The sequence below is a fragment of the Microbacterium sp. FW305-3-2-15-F-LB2 genome, assembly GCF_058787255.1.
In genome coordinates this window covers 413,523-435,265 of record NZ_JBYSZO010000001.1, presented here as the reverse complement: position 1 = coordinate 435,265, position 21,743 = coordinate 413,523, and the positions used below count along the sequence as shown (strand labels likewise).

The window sequence follows — 21,743 nt, the reverse complement described above, 5'->3', positions numbered from 1 at the left end:
ACGAAGAAATTTCCCGTCACCATGCCCAGATCCCCCCCATTCCAGAATCAGGCGCCAGCCCGGATGCGCGCCCCCCGCGCACCCCGGATGCCTCATCCTAGGGTGGCGGAATCACCGCCGGGTACCTGAATACGATCGGTCGTTTATCCGATCCCGGTGCCCGGGGTCGATCGGGTGCCCTCATCCCCCAGCAGCAGCGGCGCCGCCATCAGCACCGCCGACGCCCCCATCGCCAACGGCGGCAGCCGCGTGACGAGCGGTCGATCACGGTGCGCGGCGACGAACAGCACCACACCGCCCACGGCGTACGCCGCCACCCCGACGAGCGTGAGCGCCACGAGCGGCATCGCCCCCGACCCGTGGTGAGACGTACCGACGGATGCCGGGACGTGCGCCGCGAGCAGAAGCGCCGCCATCAACACGGCGCCGAGCGCATCGAAGGCGCGCATACGACGGTCGCCCCCGCGCCGCGCCGAACCCGGAGCCACCGCGACCAGCGCCGCGGCCAGCAACGCCGCCGCCCAGAACACCGCCGGCACACGCCCGCCGCCGACGACCATGTCGGCCATCGCCAGCAGCATAAGCGCGGCGATGAGCAGTTCACGCACGCGCGCGGCCGGACGGTCGGCGGCGACGCAGCACGCGCCCGCCGCCGTCGTCACCAGCGCGCCGACGTGCAGGACCTCCCCCATCAGTGCCCGTGGTGGTCGTGCCCGTGGTGCCCGTGCGCCGAGTGGTCGTGGCCCCCGGCGGCGTGGTCGTGCCCGTGGTGCTCGTGCCCGCCGGCGTCGTGCCCGTGGAACGCGTGCCCCTCGGCCACGGCCCCACCGGAACCCGCGGTCGGCGCGTGGCAGTGGTCGCCGCCCGAGGACGGCGGCAGGTCGAGCGAGGGGTTGCGGGTGAAGAAGCCGTCCGGCTCGAACCGCAGGCCGATGCGGTGCACCGGCATGATCGGCCATTCCTCGGGCTTGGGGTAGTGGTGCACGCCGACGATCGGCCACAGCACCAGTTCGGCGCCGTCGAGCGGACGGTCGGCCTGCTGCCACGCCGTGATGCCCTCGGCCTCGAGCGGCGCCTGGTTGGGGTAGTCGCCGGTGATGAAGCGCTCGTTCGGGTCGTACGCCGTGGCCCACAGGTGCTTCGAGACGAACGGCGCCTTGCGCGCGACGATGCTGCCGGGCTTGGCGAACAGGCGCGTCGTGTGCATCGCGGACAGGCGGTAGGCGGTGCTCTCACCGAAGCGGTTCGTGCGCTCGGTGTTCTCCACTCGCCAGTGCACCGCGCGGGAGGCATCCGCCATGCGTCCGGCATCCTTCTCGGACGCGATGACCTCCGAGACCATCTTGACGGCGTTCCCCCACGGGTTGAGCTCTTCGTCCTCCTCGACCTCGGCGTGCACCTCGACGAGGCGGTTCTTCGGTCCGTCGATCGCGGTGTCCATGCGCACGGCGAAGTAGTGCTGGTGCGTGGGTGCCTGGACGTTCGGGCTGACCATGCGACCGAAGGCCGGCATCTTCCCGTCGTCGATCCCCGACACCGACAGGATGCCGGTGAGCTTGATCTCCAGTTCGATCGAGCCGTCCTGGTACAGCGACCAGTAGAAGCCGTAGTCGTAGTTGGCGACGGTGGCGAAGAACGAGATCACGAGTCGCCGCGAGCGGCGGACGTCCGCCTCACCCGTGCGCGTGTTGACGTGCTTCCACAGGATGGAGGAGTCCTCCTCGTGCAGGCAGACACCGTTCGTGATCGTCTGCGCCTCGCCGAGCCCGTCGAGCACGTGGGCGTCGAAGTAGTGGATCTCGCCGAGGCAGTCGCATCCGAGTTCGAGGGATGCCGTCAGGGGCCCCGCGCCGTACTCGCCCCAGTCGAAGAAGTTCTTGCGGTACGCCGTCGGGTCGGAGTCGAGGTACGGCACGTACATCTCGTTGACGGCGGCACGGCGGAGGACGGGGCGCTCCACGTCGCCGTCGCGGTACGCGATGTCGTGCAGCACGAGCCCCTCGCGGTGCGTGAAGCCGATGCGGAACGACCAGTTCTGCCACGTGACCTTGTGGCCCTCGACGGTGAAGCCGGGGCCCTCGGGCTGGGTGATCTCCAGCGGCGCGACGGTGCGGTCGGGTCCCCACGTGCCCGAACGGTAGTTGCCGCCCTCGCTGGCCATCGGGATGACGCCGTGGTCCTCGATGCGGATGATGTCGAGCGTCTCGAGGTCGAGGATCGGCACGAGGCCGGCGACCGGACGCGCGTAGCCGTTGTCGTCGGCGCTCTCGCGGTACCAGACGGTGCCCCACGACAGACGGCGGTCCATGAGGTCCTCCGGCTCGAAGCCGGTGATCGACTCGGGGTCCACCCACACGTGCGTCGTGTCGGTGATCCCGCGCTTGGCGAGGGCCTCCTTCAGCAGCGGGTGCTCGCGGGCTGCGCGGGCGATCGCGCGCGCCTCGTCGCTCGAGACGCCGGGGCGCTTGGCATCCACCGGACTCCAGGATGCCAGCGACGCCTCGGCGCGATCGGTGCCCGAGGTCCAGCCGGTGACCTCCCACGCGGCGTGCGCCGCCGGGTTCATCACGACCAGACGCACGGGACGTCCCTGGCCCGGCGCGAGGCTGCGAGCGAGCCCCTCCTCGACGGCGATGCCCCAGAAGCGGGGCTCGGAACCGATGCGCTCGTCCGCGCGCACGAGCGCGGTGACCTCCACGATCTCGCTCGGGGTGAGGGGGTCGCTCCAGTGCCGGTCGGCGGTCATCGGGTCTCCTTGGTGGGGCAGGGCGTGCGGTGGGGCGGGTGAACGGTCAGGGGACGAGGACGGCGACCCCGTCGGCGCGGGGGTCGCTCGCGGCATCGCGCACCCCGGCGGTGCGCGATCGGCGGACGAGCTGGACGTGGCCGGCTTCGTCGGCGGGTCCGGGGAACGCCGCGATCCCCAGCCCGAGGGCTTCGGCCCGCTCCCCCACGTCGGGAACGACCCCGGGCTCGGTCACGAGGGTCAGGCGATCGTGTCCCAGGTCGCGGTCGCCGATCACCCAGCGCGGGCGGCCGAGCAGTTCGTCCAGGTCGGTGGCGGGGTCTGTCGCGTCGGGGAGCAGCTGCGCGAGGATCCACGGCTGCGCTCGGCCGCCCTGGCATCCGGCGACCACCGTGAGGTCGTCGCGATCGACGATCGCCGGGGCGAGCGTGTGCGGCGGACGCGCTCCGGGGCGGATCGCCGCGGGTGAGGCCGGGTCGATCGAGAACGCCCCACCGCGGTTGTGGAGGAGGATGCCGGTCGCCGGGTCGAGGAGTCCGGAGCCGAACGTCTGGTACACGCTCTGCACGATCGTCACGGCATACCCGTCGTCGTCGATCGCGACGACCGCGGCGGTGTCTCCCTGCGGACGCGGCTCGCCGGGTCCGGTGAGCGGGCGGGCGTCGAGAGAGAGCAGGGCCTCGAGGTCGACGGGTCCCGCGGCGGGGTCGCCGAGGTGCGCGCCGCGCGCCTGGGCTCCGCGGACGCTCGCCTCGAGAAGCTCAGCGGCACCGGGATGCCGTTCACCCGCCGCGGCGACGCCGACGAGGATCGCGCCCACCGACGGCGGCGGAGCGACGCTGTACTCGGCGCCGCCGATCGTGCGGGTCAGCGCCTCGGTGACCTCGGGGCGGTATCCGGCGAAGTCCTCCACGGTGTGAGTGCCTCCGTCGGCACGCAGCGTCGAAACGAGCGACCGGGCGATCTCGCCCGCGTAGAAGTCGTTCGGGTCGGCGGCCATCCGGCGAAGCGACCCGGCGAGCGCGGGCTGGACCAGAGCGTCGCTCTCGGCCAGCAGCTCACCGTCCCGGGTGAACACCTCGCGCAGGCCCGGGTCGGCGAGGATCGCATCGGCCCGCGAGACGAGGGCACGGGCCAAGCCCGCGCTGACCGGCGTGCCCGCCTCCGCCGTCGCGGCCGCCGCGTCAAGAGCACGCGAGAGCGGCAGGACGGCGCCGAGGCGCGCGATCGCCTCCCATCCGGCGAACATCCCCGGAACCGTGACCGAGCCGGCGCCGGCCCGCGGTACCTCGACCCACGTCGCGGCGACCTCGGCGATCGCGGCGGGGGCGGTGCCGGCGGCGACGATCGCGGTCGTCGAGCCGTCGGGCCGGCGGACCAGGGCGATGAGGTCGCCGCCGACCGCGCACTGGTGCGGGTAGACGACGGTGAGCATCGCGGCCGCGGCCAGGGCGGCATCCACGGCGTTACCCCCCGCGGCGAGGGCGGAGCGGCCCGCCTCGACGGCGGCGTGGTGCGGAGCGGCAAGGGCGGTGGTCATGTCAGATTCCTCGGCGGGCCGTCGAGACGAAGTCGAGATCGGGGCGGTCGACACCCGTGGCGAGGTCCGCGACGGCGTCCCCGATCGCCGGGCCGAATTTGAAGCCGTGACCCGAGCAGGCCGAGACGGCGATGACCTCGGGGCTGTCGGCGAGCGGACCGATGACGAAGCGCTTGTCCGCGGTCATCGTGTAGAGGCACGCGGCGAGCTCGACGGGCGCGGTGTCCAGAGCCGGGACGTAGCGGTGGAGCAGCTCGCGCAACGCCTCGGCCTCGGCCGGGGTCGGTGGGGCGACGGGGGTCTCGGGATCCCAGACCTCTCCGGCATCCACTCCGAGCTTGACGCCGTTGCCGTCGGCATCCGGGATGCCGAAAACGAGCCCCTCGGCGCGATCGACCGAGAAGGCTCCGAGCGCCGCCGGGATCCCCGCGGGTTGCCCCGCGCGGACCGTGACGGTGAGGATGCGCCACACCTCGAGAAGGTCGGACAGCTGCGGCAGCAGGCGACCGGCCCACGAGCCGCCCGCGATGACGAGACGCCCGGCGCGCACGGCGCCCCGGTCGGTGCGGACCTCGACGCCGTCCGCGGTGGAATCCCACCCGAGCACTCGCTCGCCGTCGCGGAGTTCCGCCCCGGCACCCTCGGCGAGTCCGCGCAGCGCGACCAGTGCGCGCTCGGCCTCGATCACGCCCGCCGACGGGTCGTAGACGGCGCGGTATCCGTCGGGCACGGCGAAGGACGGCATGAGGGATGCCATCTCGGCACGGTCCTCGACCAGGACGCACTCCGGGCCCTGCAGCTGCGCAGCGCCCTCGTGGGCGTACATCCCCCCGGTGCGATGCACCAGCGTCGTCCCCGACGCCCGCTCGAGTGCGCCCCACGCGTCGAAGGCCTTCTCGACCAGCGGATTCCACACCGGGTTCGGGTACGCGCGGCGGATCATGCGCGTCCGGCCGTGCGAGGAACCCCGGGAGTGCCCGGCGGTGAAGCGATCGATCCCGATCACCCGCACGCCGCGGCGGGCGAGCGACGCGACGGTCGACATTCCGTGGATGCCGAGTCCGAGCACGACGACGTCCGCCGACACGACCGCGCTCATCGCGTGATCCCCGTGGCGATGGCGGCCACTCCGTCCACGAGGGCGGCGACGTCGGTGTCGTCGTTGTAGACGTGCGGTGAGGCGCGGACGACGCTCGGCACGCCGCGGTCGCCGAGGTCCCACTGTCCGTGCGTCGCGGGGACGGACACGACCCGGACGCCGCGGCGGGCGAGTTCGACGACGGCGTCGGCCGCGCCGACCCCGTCGATCACGAAGGTGACGATGGCCGAGCGGCTGTCGGCGGGGTCGGCGACCGTGACGCCCTCGATGTCGGCGAGTGCGGTCCGGAGACGGCGGCCGGCGTCGATGAGCCACGCCTCGCTCTCGGGGATGCCGCGGGCCAGCGTCTCGTCCAGCGCGACGCCGAGTCCGAGCCTCGCGGCGACCGGACCTTCCCACGTCTCGTATCGCCGCGCCGAGGCGTCGAGCTCCCAGCTCGCGCTCGACGTCCACTGGGCACCGCGGACGTCGGGAGCGATGGGGAGGAGACGCTCGAGCAGGGAATCGCGCACGTAGGCGAACCCGGTGCCCCGCGGGGCGCGGAGGAACTTGCGGCCGGTCGTGACCATCACGTCGCACCCGATCTCGCGGACGTCGACCGAGAGGTGGCCGACCGACTGCGTGGCGTCGAGGATGTAGGTGCCTCCGTAGCGCTGCACGACCTCCCCGATCTCGGCGGCCGGCTCGACGAGACCGGACGAGGTGGGCACGTGGGCGACCGTCACGATCGACGGTACCCCGTCGGCGAGGATCGCCTCGAGCGCGGGGACGTCGACCCGGCGACCCTCGTCGTACGGGGCGATCACGAGGTCGATGTCGTGCTCGCGGGCGAGACTCATGAGGTGCAGCGCGTGGCTGACGTACGTGCTGGAGGAGGCGACGATGCGCTGCCCCCGGGTCGGACGCAGGGCGTCGAGGAGGATCCGCAGGCCCGTCGACGCGCTGTCGAACAGGGCGATCTCGGTCGACGCGGCGCCCACGAGCGCGGCCGCCGAGGCGTACACCGCGTCGATCCGCCCGCGTCGCTCGGCCGCCGCCTCGTACCCGCCTTTCTGCTCCTCCAGACGCAGATGGTCGACCACGGCGGTCACGACGCCGCGCGTCGGGAGCGCCGCTCCGGCGGCGTTGAAGTGGTGGGCGAGAGCCGAGCCCGCGGTGCGTGCTCGCTCCGCGGCGACGTCGATGGAGGGTCCGTCCGCGACGGGCGCGGGTGCCGTGGCCGTGACGGCGTCTGCGGTGGGGGGCGGGTTCATGGGGGACGGGATACCTCCGAGTAGGATCCAAACATACTACATGTGGATCCAATCTGTGATCGCTCGTCCCGGAGGTGCCGTGTCCCGCATGCTCGCCTACGTCAGCCACCGCCCGGTCGACGCCGCCGCCACGCTCGGCGACGACCTCCTGGCATCCTTCGCCGCCCTCTCCCGGGTGCACGCCGACGGGTGGGGGGCGGGGTGGCGCACCGAGTCCGGCGTCGCCGCGCGTCTGGCCACCGGACGCCGGGCCACGCGGGACGATCTCGCCCGTGCGATCCGGATGCCGACGACGGCCGCCCTGCTCTACCTGCGTTTCGGCAGCGCGGGAACGGGCCTGAGCGAGACGGAAGCGCAGCCCTTCGTCTTCGGCGACGAGGCGTTCCAGCACAACGGAGCCCTCGCTCCGGCCGAGCGACTGCGCGCCGAACTCAGCGAGGAGGAGCGTGCGACCCTCCGCGGGAGCAACGACAGCGAGCTCTACTTCGCACGCCTCCGGCGCGCCCTCAGCCCCGGCACCGCCATCGACCCGACGAGGATCGCGGATGCCGTCGCCGCGGTGCGCGCGTCCTACCCGGACGCGTGCCTGAACGCGCTGCTGCTCACCCCGGACGCCCTCGTCGCGGTGCATTCCTCGGCGGGGCGTCCGGCCCCGCTGGCCGCGTTCGCCGCGCGCGGGCTGGACGTCGCCGACCTGCCGCCCGGCCACGGCGCGGACTACAACCGCCTGTTCACCCGGCGGACCGCGTCCGGGGCGCGGCTCGTGGCGACGACCGGCATCCCCCTGCACGGCTGGACGCCCCTCCCCGACGACACGGTCTCCCTGGTGACCCCCGACGCCCTGACCTCCGTCCCCCTCCCTCTCCCTCTCCCCCGCGCTCCGCGCGCGTGAGGGGTGGGCCGCCCGAGCTAGCGTGGACACATGGCACGGATGCGAGTGGAACCCGACGACGCACCGACGGCGCGGCTGTCCGACGGGTCGATCGCGCGGGTGACCTCTTCGACGTTCGTCTCGGGGTCGGAGCTCGTCGTGGACGGCACACCGCAATCCCACGTCGACCTGGACGACCCCACCCATCTGCACTTCGAGTACGTCGCGCGCATGGGCGCGGTCATCGACCGGCTCCGGATGCCGGGACAGCCGCTGACCGCGGTCCACCTCGGCGCCGGCGCACTGACGCTCCCGCGCTACGTCGAGGCCACACGGCCGGGATCCCGCCAGCAGGTCATCGAGTTGGAACCGGCGCTGTGGGACCTGGTGCGCGAGAACCTCCCCCTCCCGCGGGGAGCGGCGATCCGCGTCCGCATCGGAGACGCCCGCGCCGGCCTCGGTCGCCTGCCCGCGGGCCTGCACGGCGCGGTCGACCTCCTCGTCAGCGACGTGTACTCGGGCGCGCAGACCCCGGCCCACCTGACCACCGTCGAGTTCTACCGCGAGGCCGCCGGACTCCTGGCGCCCGACGGCGTCCTGCTGGTCAACGTGTCCGACGGTCCGGGACTGGCGTTCGCGCGGCGCCAGGTCGCCACCGTGCGCGACGTGCTCCCCGAGGTCATCGTGCTCGCCGAGGTCCAGGTGCTGAAGGGGCGTCGCTTCGGCAACCTCGTCGTCGCCGCCTCTGCCGCTCCCCTCCCCGTGGAGTGGCTGCCGCGTCTCATGGCCGCCGGCCCGCACCCCGCGAAGGTCTCCCAGGGCGCCGAGATCGACGAGTTCATCCGCGGCGCACGCCCGGCGACGGATGCCGACGCGACACCGTCACCGAAGCCCTCGGCATCCATTTTCGACCGCTGACAAGGGACGCCGAGCCGCTCGCCCGGGTGGGTTCGCGACCCGCCGGTGTGGCGAGGCGGAGCAACGGCCGCGGGCACCGCAGACTGGATGCCATCGGCCATTCGAGAGGAGCGAGGGTGAGCTATATCCACGGGTACGACCCCGACACGTTGCGCGAGATCACCGACTCTCGCGAGTGCGCGGAACGGCTCGAGGAGATCGGCTCGCAGCGCAGCCTCCCCGCTCTGCTCGAGCGCACCTGGCTCCTGAAGGTGCTCGACCGTTTCGACGAAGCGCTCATGGTCTCGGAGCAGTCGGTGCGCGTCGCGCGCATGGCCGGAACGCGCCGCGATCTGCTGCGGGCGCGCATCCTGCACGCCACCATTCAGCAGTGCCGGGGCGCGTTCGCCGCAGCCGAGCAGGAGCTGACCACGTGCGCCGAAGAGGCCGAGGGGCAGGGGTGGGCCGGTATCGCCGCGTTCGCCCTGCAGCACCGCGGCAAGGTGCACTACGACGACGGCGAGTACGAGGCGGCCCGCCGCGACTTCAAGCGCGCCCTGTTCCTCCGTCAGAACGCCGGAGCCAGTGACGCCGAACTCGAGTCGACCCTTCTCGCGATCGACGCCGCCGACCGGCGGCGCTCGCGCTCGGTCGTCGCGAGCTGACGTCGGAGCCCCTCTCTACGATTCCCGTCATGTCCGATCTGCAGCGTGTGCGCGTCTGGGCAGAGGCATTGATCGCCCTGCACCTGGATGACTCGTGGTCATTCGCCTTCGACAACGCCAAGCGCCGGGCCGGGCTCTGCGACTACGGCCGCCGCCGCATCAGCGTCTCGCGCTACCTCGCCGCCCGCTACGACGACGACACCAATCACCAGACGCTGTTGCACGAGGTCGCGCACGCGTTGGCCGGTGCCGCGGCGGGTCACGGACCGGTGTGGAAGCGCGCGGCCCGCGACCTCGGCTACGTCGGGGGCACCACGCACGCCGGCGAGACGGCCAACGAGCTCGCGCCGTGGGTGGGCACGTGTCCGTCCGGCCACGTCGCGTACCGGCATCGCCGAGCGACGCGGCCCACGTCGTGCGCCAAGTGCGCGCCGTACTTCGACCCCCGCTTCGCGCTGACCTGGGTGCACCGCGAGATCACACCCGCGACACGGCTGGCCGCGGCGACGCCGCGCTGACTTCCCGCATCACGCGGTGGTGCCCCGGTGAACCCGGGCGTCACGGACCGCGTCGGCTCCCCGCGGCGCGCGGCGACACCGCGCTGCGCCGGGTACTCGCTCCCGGCGATCCGCGTCACACGACGGAGAAGACGCCCTCGCGCAGCACGGGGACGACGGATGCCGCGTCGCGCTCGGCCGCCACGAGCACGAGGTCGCGGTCGCCGGCGTCGGCGCGCAGACGGCCCGTGCCGCTCGCGGTGAGAAGGTGCCGCACGGCTCCCCGCAGCGCCCGGAAGCCCTCGCCGGCGACCGCTGCGTCCGGCGAGGCGTGATCGATACCGAGGTCGCCCAGCGCCACGACCACGGCCCCGGCGCCCAGGAGGTCTTCGACCGCGAATCGCACGCCCGCCCCCTCCGCATCGCCGGCCGCGATCACGGCGATGCTCGTCCGCTCGCCGCGCGAGCGCTGCACGTCGAGCACGTGCGAGGCGACGGCGGCGGCGTTGCGGATCCCGGCGACGACGACGTGCGCCCCCGCGCGCTCCGCGGCGAGGGCGAGGCGATCGGCCGCGTCGGTCGACGACGCCGCGAGCGTACGCGCGTCCTCCGCGGCCGCCAGCACCCGCGCCGACAGCCCCAGCGTCTGCACGACGACGACGACGTCCGCCGGGGCGAGTCGCCGCAGTCCCTCCTCGCCCCACTCCAGGCGCACCTGATAGTTCGCCTGCGCGAGAGCGTCGGGGATGTTCGGCATCCTTCGACCCTACGACGATCCGCCCTCCGACACCGGGCACGTCAACCCGCCCGCGTTCCCCGGTGTCCTTGACACAATGCGAGCATGCGCATTCTGCTGAAGTTCGAGATCGACTGCGATCCGGATGCCGCCTGGCGGGCCCTGCACTCACCGCGCGCGGTCGCGGAGCTCTACGGTCCGCTCCTCGCCGTCGAGACGCTCGAGGACGCTCCGACGTCATTCGCGTCGGGGGACGACGTGCCGGTGCAGATGCGCGCGGCGGGTGTCTTCCCGGTGGGGCGGCAGCTCATCTCGGTCGCCGACCGCGAGACGTCCGACGCGAACGGCCGCGTACGGGTGTTCCGCGACTGGGGCGTCCCGCTGACCGGCCCGCTCGCGGCGCTCGACGTCTGGGACCACCAGATGGCGGTCTCGGCGGTGCCGGGTGACCCGAACCGCACGCTGTGGCGCGAACGCCTCACGATCGGAGGGGCCGCCGCCCCGGCGCTCTGGCCGGGCCTGTGGGCGATGTGGCAGTGGCGCGCGACGCGCATCCGCGCCCTCGCTCCGACGTGGGCGCACGACCCGGAGCCCGCGGAGGACGCGGCGGACTGAGGAGCGCGCTGCCCGCACGGCTCGGCACGCGCCGGTCGCCAGGGCACGCAACCTCGGCGATCTGCACAACCTCCGTGCGTTCAGCCGGATGCCACTGAGCGTGGGCGGATCGCTGAGGTTGTGCCGGTGCCGATCCCGCGTCGCGGCAGTTGCAGGCGCCGTCCCGGCGCGTGCGGCACTCAGACGAGCCCGTGGCGGTAGGCGAAGACCACGAGCTGGACCCGATCGCGAAGCGCGAGCTTGGTGAGGATGCGGCTCACGTGCGTCTTGACCGTCGCCTCGGACAGGAACTCGCGCGCGGCGATCTCGGCATTGCTCAGGCCCGCAGCGGCGAGGGCGAAGATCTCGCGCTCGCGATCGGTGAGCATGCCGTAGCTCGTCGGGAGCGGGTCGGTCGAGCCCGTCTGGGCGATGTGGGCGAAGAGGTCGCGCGTCGCCTCCGCCGCGATCACTGCCGACCCGGCGTGGACCGTCCGCACCGCGGAGAGCAGGAACTCCGGCTCGGAGTCCTTTAGCAGGAAGCCGCTCGCGCCGTGCTGGATCGCTCGAGCCGCCGCCTCATCGAGGTCGAACGTGGTCAGCACCACGACTCGCGGGGCGTCCGCGTCGCGGAGGATCTCCGCGGTCGCGGCGAGGCCGTCCATCACCGGCATCCGGACATCCATCAGCACGATGTCGGGGCGCGTCGCGCGGACGACCTCGACACCCTCACGTCCGTCGGATGCCTCGCCGACGACCTCCACGTCGGGCTGCGAGTTCAGCACCATGCGGATTCCGGCGCGGAACAGCGCCTGATCGTCGACGAGCACGACGCGGATCGACGAGGTCATGACGCGGTGTCCTTCCGAGGAACGGGGGTGGGATGGCATCCACTCTGCCGGTCGACCGACGCCTGAACGAACCGGGCACTCACGAGGACGCGCCGATCGGCAGCATCGCCCGGACGACGAAGTCGTCGGCCTCGGGCTGCGCCGACAACGTTCCGCCCGCCAGTTGCGCCCTCTCGCGCATGCCGATCACGCCGTGGCCGCCGGTGGACGGCGCGGCGCCGCCGCGGAGATTGCGCACGGTGAGCTCGACGCGGTCCGGATGCCACGCGATCCGCACCGCCACGCGGCGGTCGGCCCCGTGGCGCAGGGCATTGGTGAGGGCCTCCTGGAGGATGCGGTAGAGCGCCAGCTGGACGGTCGCGGGCGGCTCCGCATCCGGTGCCGGGTCGACCGTGGCCTGCAGGTCGACCCCGGCGGCCCGGACCTGGGCGTACAGCACCTCGAGGTCGGCCAACGTCGGCTGCGGCCCGTCCGCCTGGCTGTGGCGCAACTGCTGCAGGAGCAGCCGGACATCGGACAGCGCCGCCCGGGCGGTCGTCGAGATCGTCGACAGCGCCTGCGTCGCGGCCTCGGGGTCCTGCGCGGCGGCGTACCGGGCGCCGTCGGCCTGCGCGATCACGACGGCGAGCGAATGTGCCACGACGTCGTGCATGTCGCGCGCGATTCGGACGCGCTCCTGCTCGGCGATCGTGGCCTCCTCCGCCGCGCGCTGAGCCGCGGCGTTGGCCGCGGCCCGGCGGGCCGTGCGGACCAGCGCCCCCGTCACCCACGCGAGGACGAACGCGAACCCCGAGGCCAGCAGCACCGCGAGGACGGCGAAGAGGCTGTTGGGGTTGATGACTCCGTCCACCCCTCGGAGGACGACGTACGCCGAGGCCACTCCAGCCCCCACGAACGCCGAAGCGAACCCCGCCCAGAACACGCGGCGGCTTCCGTAAGCGGCGGTGACGTAGAGCACGACGAACACGACGACGTCGGTCGGCGACGGATCACGGAGGAACGCCATCTGCACGCACGCCCCGACCCAGGCCAGGAAAAGTGCCAGTCCGGGCTGCAACCGGCGGAAGGCGAACGCCGCCGTCATGAGTCCGACGAACAGGAACGCCCCGAGGTTGCCCCCGACATCGCCCGGCTCCACCTCGATCACGATCGAGAACAGACCGAACACCCCGGCCACGACGAGGTCGACGGTCCGCTGGTATCGGAGCAGGGGACGCAGGGTGATGCGCATCCCCGTCACGCTACGCGGCGCGTGGGGCCGACGGCATCCATCGAGGGATGTATCCCCGGTGCCGTGCCGCCGGGGGCGGTGCCCCGTCCAGCCGGCGGCGCCCCCGTTGGTGAGTGGCCGGCGCCGCGTCAGGCCGGGAAGTCCGCCGGCTCGATGGGTCGCGCCTCGAAGAAGGTCTGCAGCACGATCGTCGTGCGCGTGTTGACCTGTGCGGCGGCGCGGATGTCGCGGATGAGGGTCTCGAGATCGCGCGGCGTCGGTACGCGCACGAAGAGCATGTAGGCGGCGTCCCCGGCGACGGAGTGGCACGCCTCGATCGCGGTGAGGTGAGCGATCAGCTCGGGGGCGTTGTCGGGCTGCGCGGGGTCGAGCGGCGTGATCTCGACGAAAGCGGCGAGCGGGCGACCGAGCGCCTCCGCGTCGAGCACGGGCCGGTAGCCGCGGACGATCCCGCGCGCCTCCAGCCGACGCAGACGCGACTGCACGGCGGACACCGAAAGCCCGACCTTCTCGGACAGGTGCGCGAGGGTTGCGCGCGCGTCGAGGGAGATCTCGCGCACGATGGCCGCGTCGACGGGATCGTCGAGACGCACGCGGCGGGCAGAACCGTCGGACATGCGCCGAGAGTAGCAGTCGGGACCACATCACCCCTCTCGGCATCCGTAAGTTTTCCGTTAGTATCGGTGTTTGACAGGAATTTTTTTCGCTCCTCTCGATCGGATGCCACCATGACCCTCGCAACTCCCGCGCGTCCCGCGCACGACCTGCTCGACGGACACACCGTGACCACTGTGGAGCACACGCCGGCGTGGGCTCTGCTGAAGGATGCCGCCGTCGAAATGCAGTCGCTGCAGGCCCCCGACGGCTCGATCCCGGAGTCGTCGGACCACCCGCGTGCCACCGAACTCGTCGCCGACATCGTCGACGCGATCGCGGCCCTCACGCCCCTCTTCCCCCACGACGATGCCTACCTGCGCGCCGTCGTCGTCGACTTCGACCGGTGGAAGGACGCCGGCTTCGGCGTGCCCGACTTCCTCGACTCGCTCGTCGCCTTCCAGCCGCAGGAGCACCGGATCGATGGCATCCGGCACCTGGTCGTCTTCCCGATGTATACGCAGAACGGCTCGCGTGACCGGCACGTGGAGGCGGTGCTCGTCGAGGTCATCTGGCCCGAGTTCATCGCGCGGCTCGAGACCGAGTACACCAACGGCCTGTTCGTGTCGCTGCGCCTCGTCGACTTCACGCCGGGGTACGACACCAACTCGGCGGTGCTCTTCCCCGAGACGGTCGCGATGCGCGAGGTGCCCACCTTCACGTGGGGCGCGATCTTCCAGGACCGCGAGGCCGCCCGCTACCGGCGCGTGACCCGGGCGGCGGCGGAGATCACCAAGCTCGACCTGCCAGACGCTGCCGCCCGGATGCTCGATGACCAGTCGCTCACCGAGCAGACGTTCGTGATGTGGGACATCATCCACGACCGCACGCACATGCGCGGCGACCTGCCGTTCGACCCGTTCATGATCAAGCAGCGGATGCCGTACTTCCTGTACTCGCTCGAGGAGCTGCGGTGCGACCTCACCGCGTTCCGCGAGTGCGTCTCGCTGCAGGCGCGCCTGTCCGCCCGCGACGATCTCGACGACGCGGAGAAGGCGATGCTCGAACACGCCGAGCTCGTGCAGTACGCCGTGATCTTCGACCGCATCTTCCGCTTCGCCATCACCGGCTCGCGCGTCCGCAACTACGACGGTCTCGGCGGGCAGTTGCTGTTCGCGTGGCTGCACCAGCGGCGCGTGCTGCACTGGACCGACACGTCGCTCGCGTTCGACTGGGACGAGGTACCCGCCGCCGTGGTCGCCCTCGCCGACGCGATCGACGAGCTGTACTGGCGCTCGATCGACCGCCCCAAGACGGCGCACTGGCTCGCCGCTTACGACCTCGTCCGGTCGGTCGTCACCCCGCACCCGGCCTCGGTGTGGGCACGGGGGCTGTCGGACGACGTGCTGGCCGGCCTCCCCAAGGGGTACACCGACGCCGTTCTCGACGACGAGTTCCCCCTGTCGATGTTCTTCGAGGCGCTGGAGAAGAAGATGCGCCCCGTGATCGCCTCGACCGAGGGCATCACCGGCCGCGACTGAGGCTTGCGGCCCGCGCCGCGGGCTCCGGCCCTGGTTGGGCGGCGGGTTCGGTCCGGCCCGCGTCGGGCCCCGACACTGGTTGGGCGGCGGGTTCGGCCCGCCCGCGTCGCGCCCCGGCCCTGGTCCGGCGGGGCGGGGCCCGGCCCTGGTCCGGCGGGGCGGCGTTCGGCCCGCGCCGCGTCACGCCGTCGTGCGGAGATCGTGTCCGACACGCCGTGGGGGTGGCATCAGAGCCGGAGTGTCCGACACGATGTCCGCACGACGGTACGCCGCGATGCGCGGGCGGCAGCGGCCACCGGCGCCCGACGACGGAGGAGACACGGCATGGAAACCGACACGGCGGTGAACGGCCGGACGGTGCTGCTGGCCGGGGGCACGAGCGCGGCCGGGCGGAGCGTCGCCCGCATCCTGCGAGACGCGGGTGCGACGGTCATCGTCGTCGGCTCCGACGTGGGGCGGCTGGCATCCGTCGCCGAAGAGCTCGACGGGGTCGTGACGGAACAGTGCGATCTCACCGACCCGGATGCCGTCACCGCGCTGCGCGACCGGATCCACGCCGCGCACGGCCCCGTCGACGGCATCCTGCACCTCGTCGGAGGGTGGCGCGGCGGCGGAGGACTCGCCGGACAGAGCGATGACGACTTCGCCTTCCTGCTGCGCTCGTTCACGGCGCTGCGGAACATCACTCGCGCGTTCGACGCCGACCTGCAGGCGTCGGATGCCGGCCGCCTGGCGATCGTGTCGTCCACCGCGGTCGCGCGGCCCCTCGCCGGGGGAGCCAACTACACGGCGGCGAAAGCAGCTGCCGAGGCGTGGACGCGAGCCGTCGCCCAAGGGTTCGCCAAGGCGGCGCGGGACGCCGGGCGCGAACCATCGGCGGCGGCGGTGATCTTCCGCGTGAAGAGCCTGGCCGGGCTCGAGGACGCGCTCGGCCTCGCTTTCCTCGGGCTGTGGGAAGACCCCGCCGCCGACATCAACGACGTGACCATCGAGCTGGCCGGGGCCTGACACGGGCTCCTCGGCCGCCCGATCGATTCCTCTCAGCCGCCCGGCTGTGACCGGCTCCCGCCGTCGCCGAGCGCGGAGGCCTCGGTTTCCGGGATGCCACCCGCCCGCGCCGCGAGCGAGGAGTTCTCGTCGGCCGGTCGGGGAACGTCGGACGGCTCGGACGCGTCGGACGCCGACTCGTCCGGCGCCGCCTGGTACTGGGCGGACAGGACGCGATACGACCGGGTCAGGAACGCGGCGACCCCGACGACGACCATCACGAGTCCGGCGAACACGAACACCAGCGCGATGCCCCGCCCGATTCCGTCGCCGAGCAGCCACCCCCACGTCGCGCGGCCGTCGGGACCATCCATGTAGGGAATGATCGCGAACTGCGCGATCGGGGCGATGAGGAACGCGGTGATCGGCGCCGCCGCCGATTCGAATGCGGCGGCGAAACCGAAGACGCGCCCCTGCGTCTCGAACGGCACGACCTTCTGGATCACCGTCTGTTCCGCGGCTTCGACCGCGGGGATGAGCGCCATGTAGACCCAGATGCCCAGGACGTACAGCCACCACCAGTCCCGAAGGGTGAAGACGGCGCCGAGCACACCCATCCCGATCACGACGAGCAGCATCGTCCGGATGGGATTGCGGCCGAGTCCGAACTTCGCCACCAGACCGCCGCCGATGATGAAGCCGGTCGCGGTGACCCCGAGCACGAGGCCCCAGACCTCGACCGTGAAGAGCTGGAGTCCGTAGGGGTCCATGAGCGCGAGGTACACGCCGCCGATGAGGTTGTTGAACGTCGAGAAGATGAGCAGCGCGAACAGCCCTCGCGAGGCGCGGACGGCACGCACCGCCCCGCGCACGTCGACCGCGGGCACCCGCTCGCCCGTCGACTGCGGACGCGCCTCGGGGATCCGGATGGTCAGCAGGTGCACCAGAGCCCCGAGGGTCAGGACGATCGCGATCGCCAGCGTCCATCCCATGCCGAGCTGACCGACCGACAGCCCGCTGAAGACGCTCGTCACGACGAAGGACAGGCCCTGCACCGTCCCGACCAGCCCGTTGGCGTTGGCGCGGCGCTCCTCGGGCACGAGCAGCGTCACCGTGGTCGACAGCGCGATGTTGCGCATGTTCTCGATGACGGCACCGCCGAGCACCACCCCGGAGAAGATCCAGAACCACGGCCCACCGAGATCGAGCAGCGCACGCTCGGGGAAGGCGAGCCACAGGGCGCCCGCGATGAGGAAGGCGACGAGCGTGACGACGCCCGACACCACCATGACGCGGTGCTTCCGGTGCCGGTCGACGATCGTGCCGAAGAGCATCGCGAACACGGCCAGCAGCAGCATGTAGGCGCCGCCGATGATCCCCGTCGCGAGGACCGACTGCGTTTCGAGGTACACCCAGAACGTCAGGGCGAACCACAGGAAGCTCGTCGTGACATTGGCGGCCGCGGTGTTGACGAGGACCCCGAGGAAGACCCGCCGACCGGCCGCGGGCTCGACGAGGGGCGTCGCCGCGGTCGCGGGGATGGGAGGCTTCTCGGACATGGAGCCGACGTTAGTCACCCCCTCCGACATCGGCCAGACCCCCGGCGTCCGCGGCATCGGCGATGACTACGCTGGAGGGGTGACCCCCCTGCATGACACCGCCGTCCGCGGCTTCGCGTCCGACAACTACTCCGGCATCCATCCCGACGTCCTGGCGGCCATCGCCTCGGCGAACGAGGGCCACCAGGTGGCCTACGGGGAGGACGTCTACACGTCCCGCCTGCAGGAGCTGTTCGTCGATCTCCTCGGCGAGGGAGTCGAGGCGTACCCCGTCTTCAACGGCACGGGCGCGAACGTCGTCGGCCTCCAGTCGATGCTGCCCCGCTGGGGCGCGGTCATCTCGGCGTCCACCGCACACATCAACGTCGACGAGGGCGGTGCCCCCGAGCGCGTCGGCGGCATCAAGCTCCTCACCGTCCCGACCGACGACGGCAAGCTCACGCCCGAACTGGTCGATCGCGAGGCATGGGGGTGGGGCGACGAGCACCGCGCGCAGCCGCTGGTCGTCTCGATCACCCAGTCGACCGAGCTCGGCACCCTGTACTCCGTCGACGAGATCCGCGCCCTCGCGGATCACGCGCACGCGCACGGCATGCGTCTGCACATGGACGGCGCCCGCATCTCGAACGCCGCCGCCGCCCTCGACGTGCCGCTGCGGGCCTTCACGCGCGATGCCGGCGTCGATGTCCTCAGCTTCGGCGGCACCAAGAACGGCGCGATGATCGGCGAGGCCATCGTCGTCCTCGACCCGGCGGCATCCACCGGACTCACCTACCTCCGAAAGCTCGACATGCAGCTGTCGAGCAAGATGCGCTTCGTCTCGGCCCAACTCGTCGCCCTGCTCGAGAACGACCTGTGGCTTCGCAACGCCCGGCACTCGAACGCGATGGCTCAGCGGCTCCGTGCCGGGGTGGAGGCGGGCATCGCCGACGGTTCCATCCGCGGGGTGGAGTTCACCCAGCCGACGCAGGCCAACGGCGTCTTCGCGATCCTGCCCGCGGGCGTCGCCGATCGACTGCGCGAGAGCTTCCGGTTCTACGACTGGGACGAGCTGCGCCGCGAAGTGCGCTGGATGTGCTCGTTCGACACGACCGAGTCCGACATCGATGCCTTCGTCGCGGCGATCGCGCGCGAGACCACGCGCTAGACCCGGACGGACCACGAGGGCCGCGGCATCCCGAACCCGGATGCCACGGCCCTCGGCGTCTCACTCGCCTGCGAGCCAGGCACGATAGGCGTCGAACGTCGTCTCGCGTCCGAGGAACGCCTCGACGAGGTCACGTGCATCGCGCGTGCCCCCCGGCTCGAGGATCTCTCGGCGGTACCGCGCCGCGGTGTCGGCGTCGAAGAGGTCGTCGCCGAACGCCGACAGCAGGTCGCGGGCGATCACGAGGCTCCACTGGTACGTGTAGTAGCAGGCCCCGTAACCGGTGAGGTGGCCGAACCCCGCGTACGAGTGCGCACCGTCGAGGGGGACGACGGGGCTCGCGCCCCGGTAGTACCCGTCGACCGCCGTCGCCAGATCGGTGGGGCGGTCGACGTGCAGACGATACGACGTCGTCGCGTGTCCGAGCTGGCGCGTGACCTCCAGCCCGCGTCCGAACGCGTCGGCGGTGCGCATGCGCTCGACGAGATCGGCGGGGATCGGTTCGCCGGCGTCGTTCACGGCGAAGGATGCCAGCGCCTCGGCGTCCCACGCCCACTCCTCGAGCAGCTGGCTCGGCGCCTCGACGAAGTCCCACTCGGTGGCGACGCCGGTCCAGCGCGCCCACCGCTGGTGGCCGCCGAGGATGTCGTGCACGAGGTGCCCGAACTCATGGAAGAACGTGACGACCTCGTCGTGCTCGAGCAGGCCGCGCGAGAAGTTGCACAGCAACACCGACTCGGGCAGCGAGCGACCCACGATGCCGGGCGCGAGACCGAAGCACGCGGCGTGACTGTACTTGCCGTCGCGCGGGTGCAGGTCGAGGTGGATGCGCCCGAGACGCTCGCCGCCGCGGACGACGTCGTACGTGCGCACGTCCTCGTGCCACGAGGGCGCGTCGACCGCGACGTACTCCACGTCGAGCAGTCGCCCGGTCGTCGCGAGCACCCCGTCGAGCACGCGGTCGAATCGGAAGTACGACCGCACGAGCTGCGCGTCGACGTCGTACTCCTCGCGTTTGAGGGCACCGAGGACGTACCAGAAGTCGGCGATCGTCACGGCCCGGGCGTCGGGCTCGTCGCGGCGCAGGCGCTCGAGGACGCGCTCATACTCCGCCGCGGCCGCGGGCGCGGCGGCATCGGCGATGCGCGTGAGGAAGGCCGCGACCGCGGCGCTCGACCCGATCATGCGCGTCTGGGTCTCGTAATCGGCCCAGTCTCCGTAGCCGAGCAGGGCGGCGCGTTCCGCGCGCACGGCGAGCAGTTCCGCCAGCACGGGCTCGTTGTCGGGCCAGGCCAGGTCGTTGTACGCCGCCACCAGGTCGTGCCGGACGGAGCGGTCGCGCGCGTACTCGCGCACCGGCATGAGGTCGGTGTATTCGGTCGTCAGCGTCACCATCCCCTCGTCGTCGGCGGGGTGCTCGGCGAGGAAGTCGGCGGGGAGTCCGTCCAGCGCGGACGAGGGCACGCGGATCGTGCGACGGCCCTCACGGATGTTCCGTGAGAACGTCAACGACAGCTCGGTGTCACGGTCGGCGAGTTCGCGGACGCGCTCTCGCGCCGCGTCGTCGAGGTCGACCCCGCCGCGACGGAACTCACGCTGCACGTGCGAGAGGAAACGCAGTTCGTCGGGCTCGAGGCCCGCCGCGTCGGCATCGGCGAACACGCTCCACAGATCACGGTCGAGCAGTCGGCGCGACTGCACGGCATCGACGGCCTGCGCCTGCTTCTCCGCGGCGTCGCGTACGGCGGCGTCGGGATGCGATTCGCTGATCAGGTGCGAGGGCGCCGCGGCCTCGGCGAGCGCGATGTCGGCCTCGTTCCAGAGCGCGAGGCGTTCGCGCATCGACAGCTCGGGCTCGGCGACGAGTCGGGCGTCGATCGCTGCGACGCGCGCGAACCGCTCGGCGGGGCGGTCGCCGGCGAAGGCGAGCCACGCGTCGAGATCGTGCGGCAGGACAAGGGGCTCGAGGGGAGAATCCGGCATCCTTCGACCCTAGGCAGGGCCGACGACACCCACAACGACCCGCGGGCCGAAAGGGGAGGAACGTCGCGCCGCCGGCCGCTGTGCAGGAGGGGCCGACCTCAGGAGCCCGGCCGCCCCAGGACGACCGTCTTCACAGAAGGCTGCCAGTGACGCGCCACGTACTCGACGGCCTCATCCACGCCGAGGGCGCGGCTGGAGTTGCCGACCCGCACCCACAGATCGGTGACAGAGCCGCCGTCCTTGGGCTGCGTCAGGAACACCGGCCGCGGAGCCGGGCGGCACACCACGACGCACACGGCGGGGCCGCCCGCATCCGCCGTGGCGAAGACGATGCGCGGCTGGGCGGCGGCGTTGCGTCCGATCGCCTTCGAGAGCATGTCGCGCAGCCACAGCTCGAACCGGTCGTGGTCGGGGGTGCGCAGCGTCGCCAGATCGCGATCGAGACCGATCGCCGTGCCGGCATCGTCGGCACCGATCACGAGAGTTCCCCCGCGGGAGTTGAGGAAGGCGGCGATCGACTTGGCGATCGCGATCTCCATGCGCGGGTCTTTGCGGTTCTCCCGGACGTTCCAGCGCGCGGTTTCCTTGAACTCGACGCGGTCGGACTCCCCCGCGCGCAGCAGCGCGGGGACGTCGATGTCGCCGCCGTCGCGCCGAGCCGCGGCGACCACGGCCGCGACGACCGCCGAGAGCCCGAGGCTCGCTCCGACGGAGAACAGGATCGTCGTCGGCACCCACAGACGCGCCGCCCCACCGACCCACGCCGACAGCAGAAGCCCGACACTCACCCCGAGCACGCCGATGACCGTCATGGTCGGCATGCTCAGCGACCGCGCGGGTCCGAACACGCGCCGCAGAAGCAGCGCGATGACCGCGGCGAGCGCGAGAACGACGGGCAGCGCGATCGCGAGATCGACGAGGGAGGTGTCCATCGGCATCCGGGGCCGTGACG

20 protein-coding genes are annotated in these 21,743 nt (G+C 72.1%); 8 read left to right on the top strand and 12 right to left on the bottom strand.

Going from position 1 to position 21,743, the window contains the following annotated elements:
* Positions 1-143: 143 nt before the first annotated feature.
* The 5 genes from AC3WLZ_RS02135 to AC3WLZ_RS02115 are packed head-to-tail and all read right to left on the bottom strand — an operon-like array spanning position 144 to position 6,638.
* On the bottom strand, positions 144-692 hold the full coding sequence (locus AC3WLZ_RS02135; RefSeq protein ID WP_492468876.1) for a hypothetical protein: 549 nt from the start codon (positions 690-692) through the stop codon (positions 144-146).
* Complete coding sequence (locus AC3WLZ_RS02130) at positions 692-2,746, bottom strand: primary-amine oxidase (protein WP_492468875.1); 2,055 nt, start codon at positions 2,744-2,746, stop codon at positions 692-694. Before AC3WLZ_RS02130 ends, AC3WLZ_RS02135 begins: the two co-directional genes overlap by 1 nt.
* Positions 2,747-2,792: 46 nt before the next feature.
* A complete protein-coding gene (locus AC3WLZ_RS02125) occupies positions 2,793-4,286 on the bottom strand; it encodes a gamma-glutamyltransferase (protein WP_492468874.1) in 1,494 nt (497 codons plus the stop codon).
* 1 nt (position 4,287) lies between these two features.
* Entirely contained in the window at positions 4,288-5,385 is a 1,098-nt protein-coding gene (gene solA / locus AC3WLZ_RS02120; RefSeq protein WP_412923450.1) for an N-methyl-L-tryptophan oxidase, read from the bottom strand.
* Positions 5,382-6,638, bottom strand: coding sequence for an aminotransferase class V-fold PLP-dependent enzyme (locus AC3WLZ_RS02115; RefSeq protein ID WP_492468873.1), 1,257 nt, complete (start codon positions 6,636-6,638; stop codon positions 5,382-5,384). The genes solA and AC3WLZ_RS02115 overlap by 4 nt, the downstream gene beginning before the upstream one ends.
* A 40-nt stretch (positions 6,639-6,678) precedes the next feature.
* Between AC3WLZ_RS02115 and AC3WLZ_RS02110 the strand changes: the two genes are divergently transcribed.
* The 4 genes from AC3WLZ_RS02110 (at position 6,679) to AC3WLZ_RS02095 (ending at position 9,589) form a co-directional block, all read left to right on the top strand.
* Entirely contained in the window at positions 6,679-7,530 is an 852-nt protein-coding gene (locus AC3WLZ_RS02110; protein WP_492468871.1) for a class II glutamine amidotransferase, read from the top strand.
* A 30-nt stretch (positions 7,531-7,560) separates the two neighbouring features.
* Complete coding sequence (locus AC3WLZ_RS02105) at positions 7,561-8,427, top strand: spermidine synthase (protein ID WP_492468870.1); 867 nt, start codon at positions 7,561-7,563, stop codon at positions 8,425-8,427.
* 116 nt (positions 8,428-8,543) lie between these two features.
* Entirely contained in the window at positions 8,544-9,071 is a 528-nt protein-coding gene (locus AC3WLZ_RS02100) for a hypothetical protein (RefSeq protein ID WP_492468869.1), read from the top strand.
* Positions 9,072-9,100: 29 nt separating this feature from the next.
* A complete protein-coding gene (locus AC3WLZ_RS02095) occupies positions 9,101-9,589 on the top strand; it encodes a SprT-like domain-containing protein (RefSeq protein WP_412923445.1) in 489 nt (162 codons plus the stop codon).
* A 115-nt stretch (positions 9,590-9,704) separates the two neighbouring features.
* On the opposite strand, the gene AC3WLZ_RS02090 is transcribed toward AC3WLZ_RS02095, so the two are convergent.
* A complete protein-coding gene (locus tag AC3WLZ_RS02090; protein ID WP_492468868.1) occupies positions 9,705-10,325 on the bottom strand; it encodes a 2-phosphosulfolactate phosphatase in 621 nt (206 codons plus the stop codon).
* Positions 10,326-10,409: 84 nt separating this feature from the next.
* Here AC3WLZ_RS02090 and AC3WLZ_RS02085 point away from each other — a divergent pair, with 84 nt between their 5' ends.
* Positions 10,410-10,919, top strand: a complete 510-nt coding sequence (locus AC3WLZ_RS02085) for a hypothetical protein (protein ID WP_492468867.1) — start codon at positions 10,410-10,412, stop codon at positions 10,917-10,919.
* Between the two features lie 179 nt (positions 10,920-11,098).
* On the opposite strand, the gene AC3WLZ_RS02080 is transcribed toward AC3WLZ_RS02085, so the two are convergent.
* From AC3WLZ_RS02080 to AC3WLZ_RS02070, 3 genes are all read right to left on the bottom strand, one after another.
* On the bottom strand, positions 11,099-11,749 hold the full coding sequence (locus tag AC3WLZ_RS02080; protein WP_492468866.1) for a response regulator: 651 nt from the start codon (positions 11,747-11,749) through the stop codon (positions 11,099-11,101).
* Between the two features lie 79 nt (positions 11,750-11,828).
* Positions 11,829-12,980 (bottom strand): sensor histidine kinase, encoded by a 1,152-nt coding sequence (locus AC3WLZ_RS02075; protein ID WP_492468865.1) that lies wholly within the window; start codon positions 12,978-12,980, stop codon positions 11,829-11,831.
* A gap of 128 nt (positions 12,981-13,108) precedes the next feature.
* The gene (locus AC3WLZ_RS02070) at positions 13,109-13,597 is read right to left on the bottom strand and encodes an Lrp/AsnC family transcriptional regulator (protein WP_412923440.1); all 489 of its coding nucleotides are present in this window, start codon (positions 13,595-13,597) and stop codon (positions 13,109-13,111) included.
* A gap of 111 nt (positions 13,598-13,708) precedes the next feature.
* Between AC3WLZ_RS02070 and AC3WLZ_RS02065 the strand changes: the two genes are divergently transcribed.
* Entirely contained in the window at positions 13,709-15,115 is a 1,407-nt protein-coding gene (locus AC3WLZ_RS02065; protein WP_492468864.1) for a DUF6421 family protein, read from the top strand.
* A gap of 324 nt (positions 15,116-15,439) precedes the next feature.
* The gene (locus AC3WLZ_RS02060; protein WP_492468863.1) at positions 15,440-16,123 is read left to right on the top strand and encodes an SDR family NAD(P)-dependent oxidoreductase; all 684 of its coding nucleotides are present in this window, start codon (positions 15,440-15,442) and stop codon (positions 16,121-16,123) included.
* Between the two features lie 32 nt (positions 16,124-16,155).
* On the opposite strand, the gene AC3WLZ_RS02055 is transcribed toward AC3WLZ_RS02060, so the two are convergent.
* Positions 16,156-17,661, bottom strand: coding sequence for an MFS transporter (locus AC3WLZ_RS02055; protein WP_492468862.1), 1,506 nt, complete (start codon positions 17,659-17,661; stop codon positions 16,156-16,158).
* A 79-nt stretch (positions 17,662-17,740) separates the two neighbouring features.
* Here AC3WLZ_RS02055 and AC3WLZ_RS02050 point away from each other — a divergent pair, with 79 nt between their 5' ends.
* Positions 17,741-18,808 (top strand): threonine aldolase family protein, encoded by a 1,068-nt coding sequence (locus tag AC3WLZ_RS02050; protein ID WP_412923435.1) that lies wholly within the window; start codon positions 17,741-17,743, stop codon positions 18,806-18,808.
* 60 nt (positions 18,809-18,868) lie between these two features.
* Here AC3WLZ_RS02050 and AC3WLZ_RS02045 read toward each other — a convergent pair whose 3' ends face one another.
* Together AC3WLZ_RS02045 and AC3WLZ_RS02040 are read right to left on the bottom strand one after the other, a co-directional pair.
* Positions 18,869-20,791 carry a M3 family metallopeptidase gene (locus AC3WLZ_RS02045; protein WP_492468860.1) on the bottom strand — a complete coding sequence of 641 codons (1,923 nt, stop codon included), beginning with the start codon at positions 20,789-20,791 and terminating at the stop codon, positions 18,869-18,871.
* A 98-nt stretch (positions 20,792-20,889) separates the two neighbouring features.
* Positions 20,890-21,723, bottom strand: coding sequence for an AlbA family DNA-binding domain-containing protein (locus AC3WLZ_RS02040; RefSeq protein WP_492468859.1), 834 nt, complete (start codon positions 21,721-21,723; stop codon positions 20,890-20,892).
* Between the last annotated feature and the right edge of the window lie 20 nt (positions 21,724-21,743).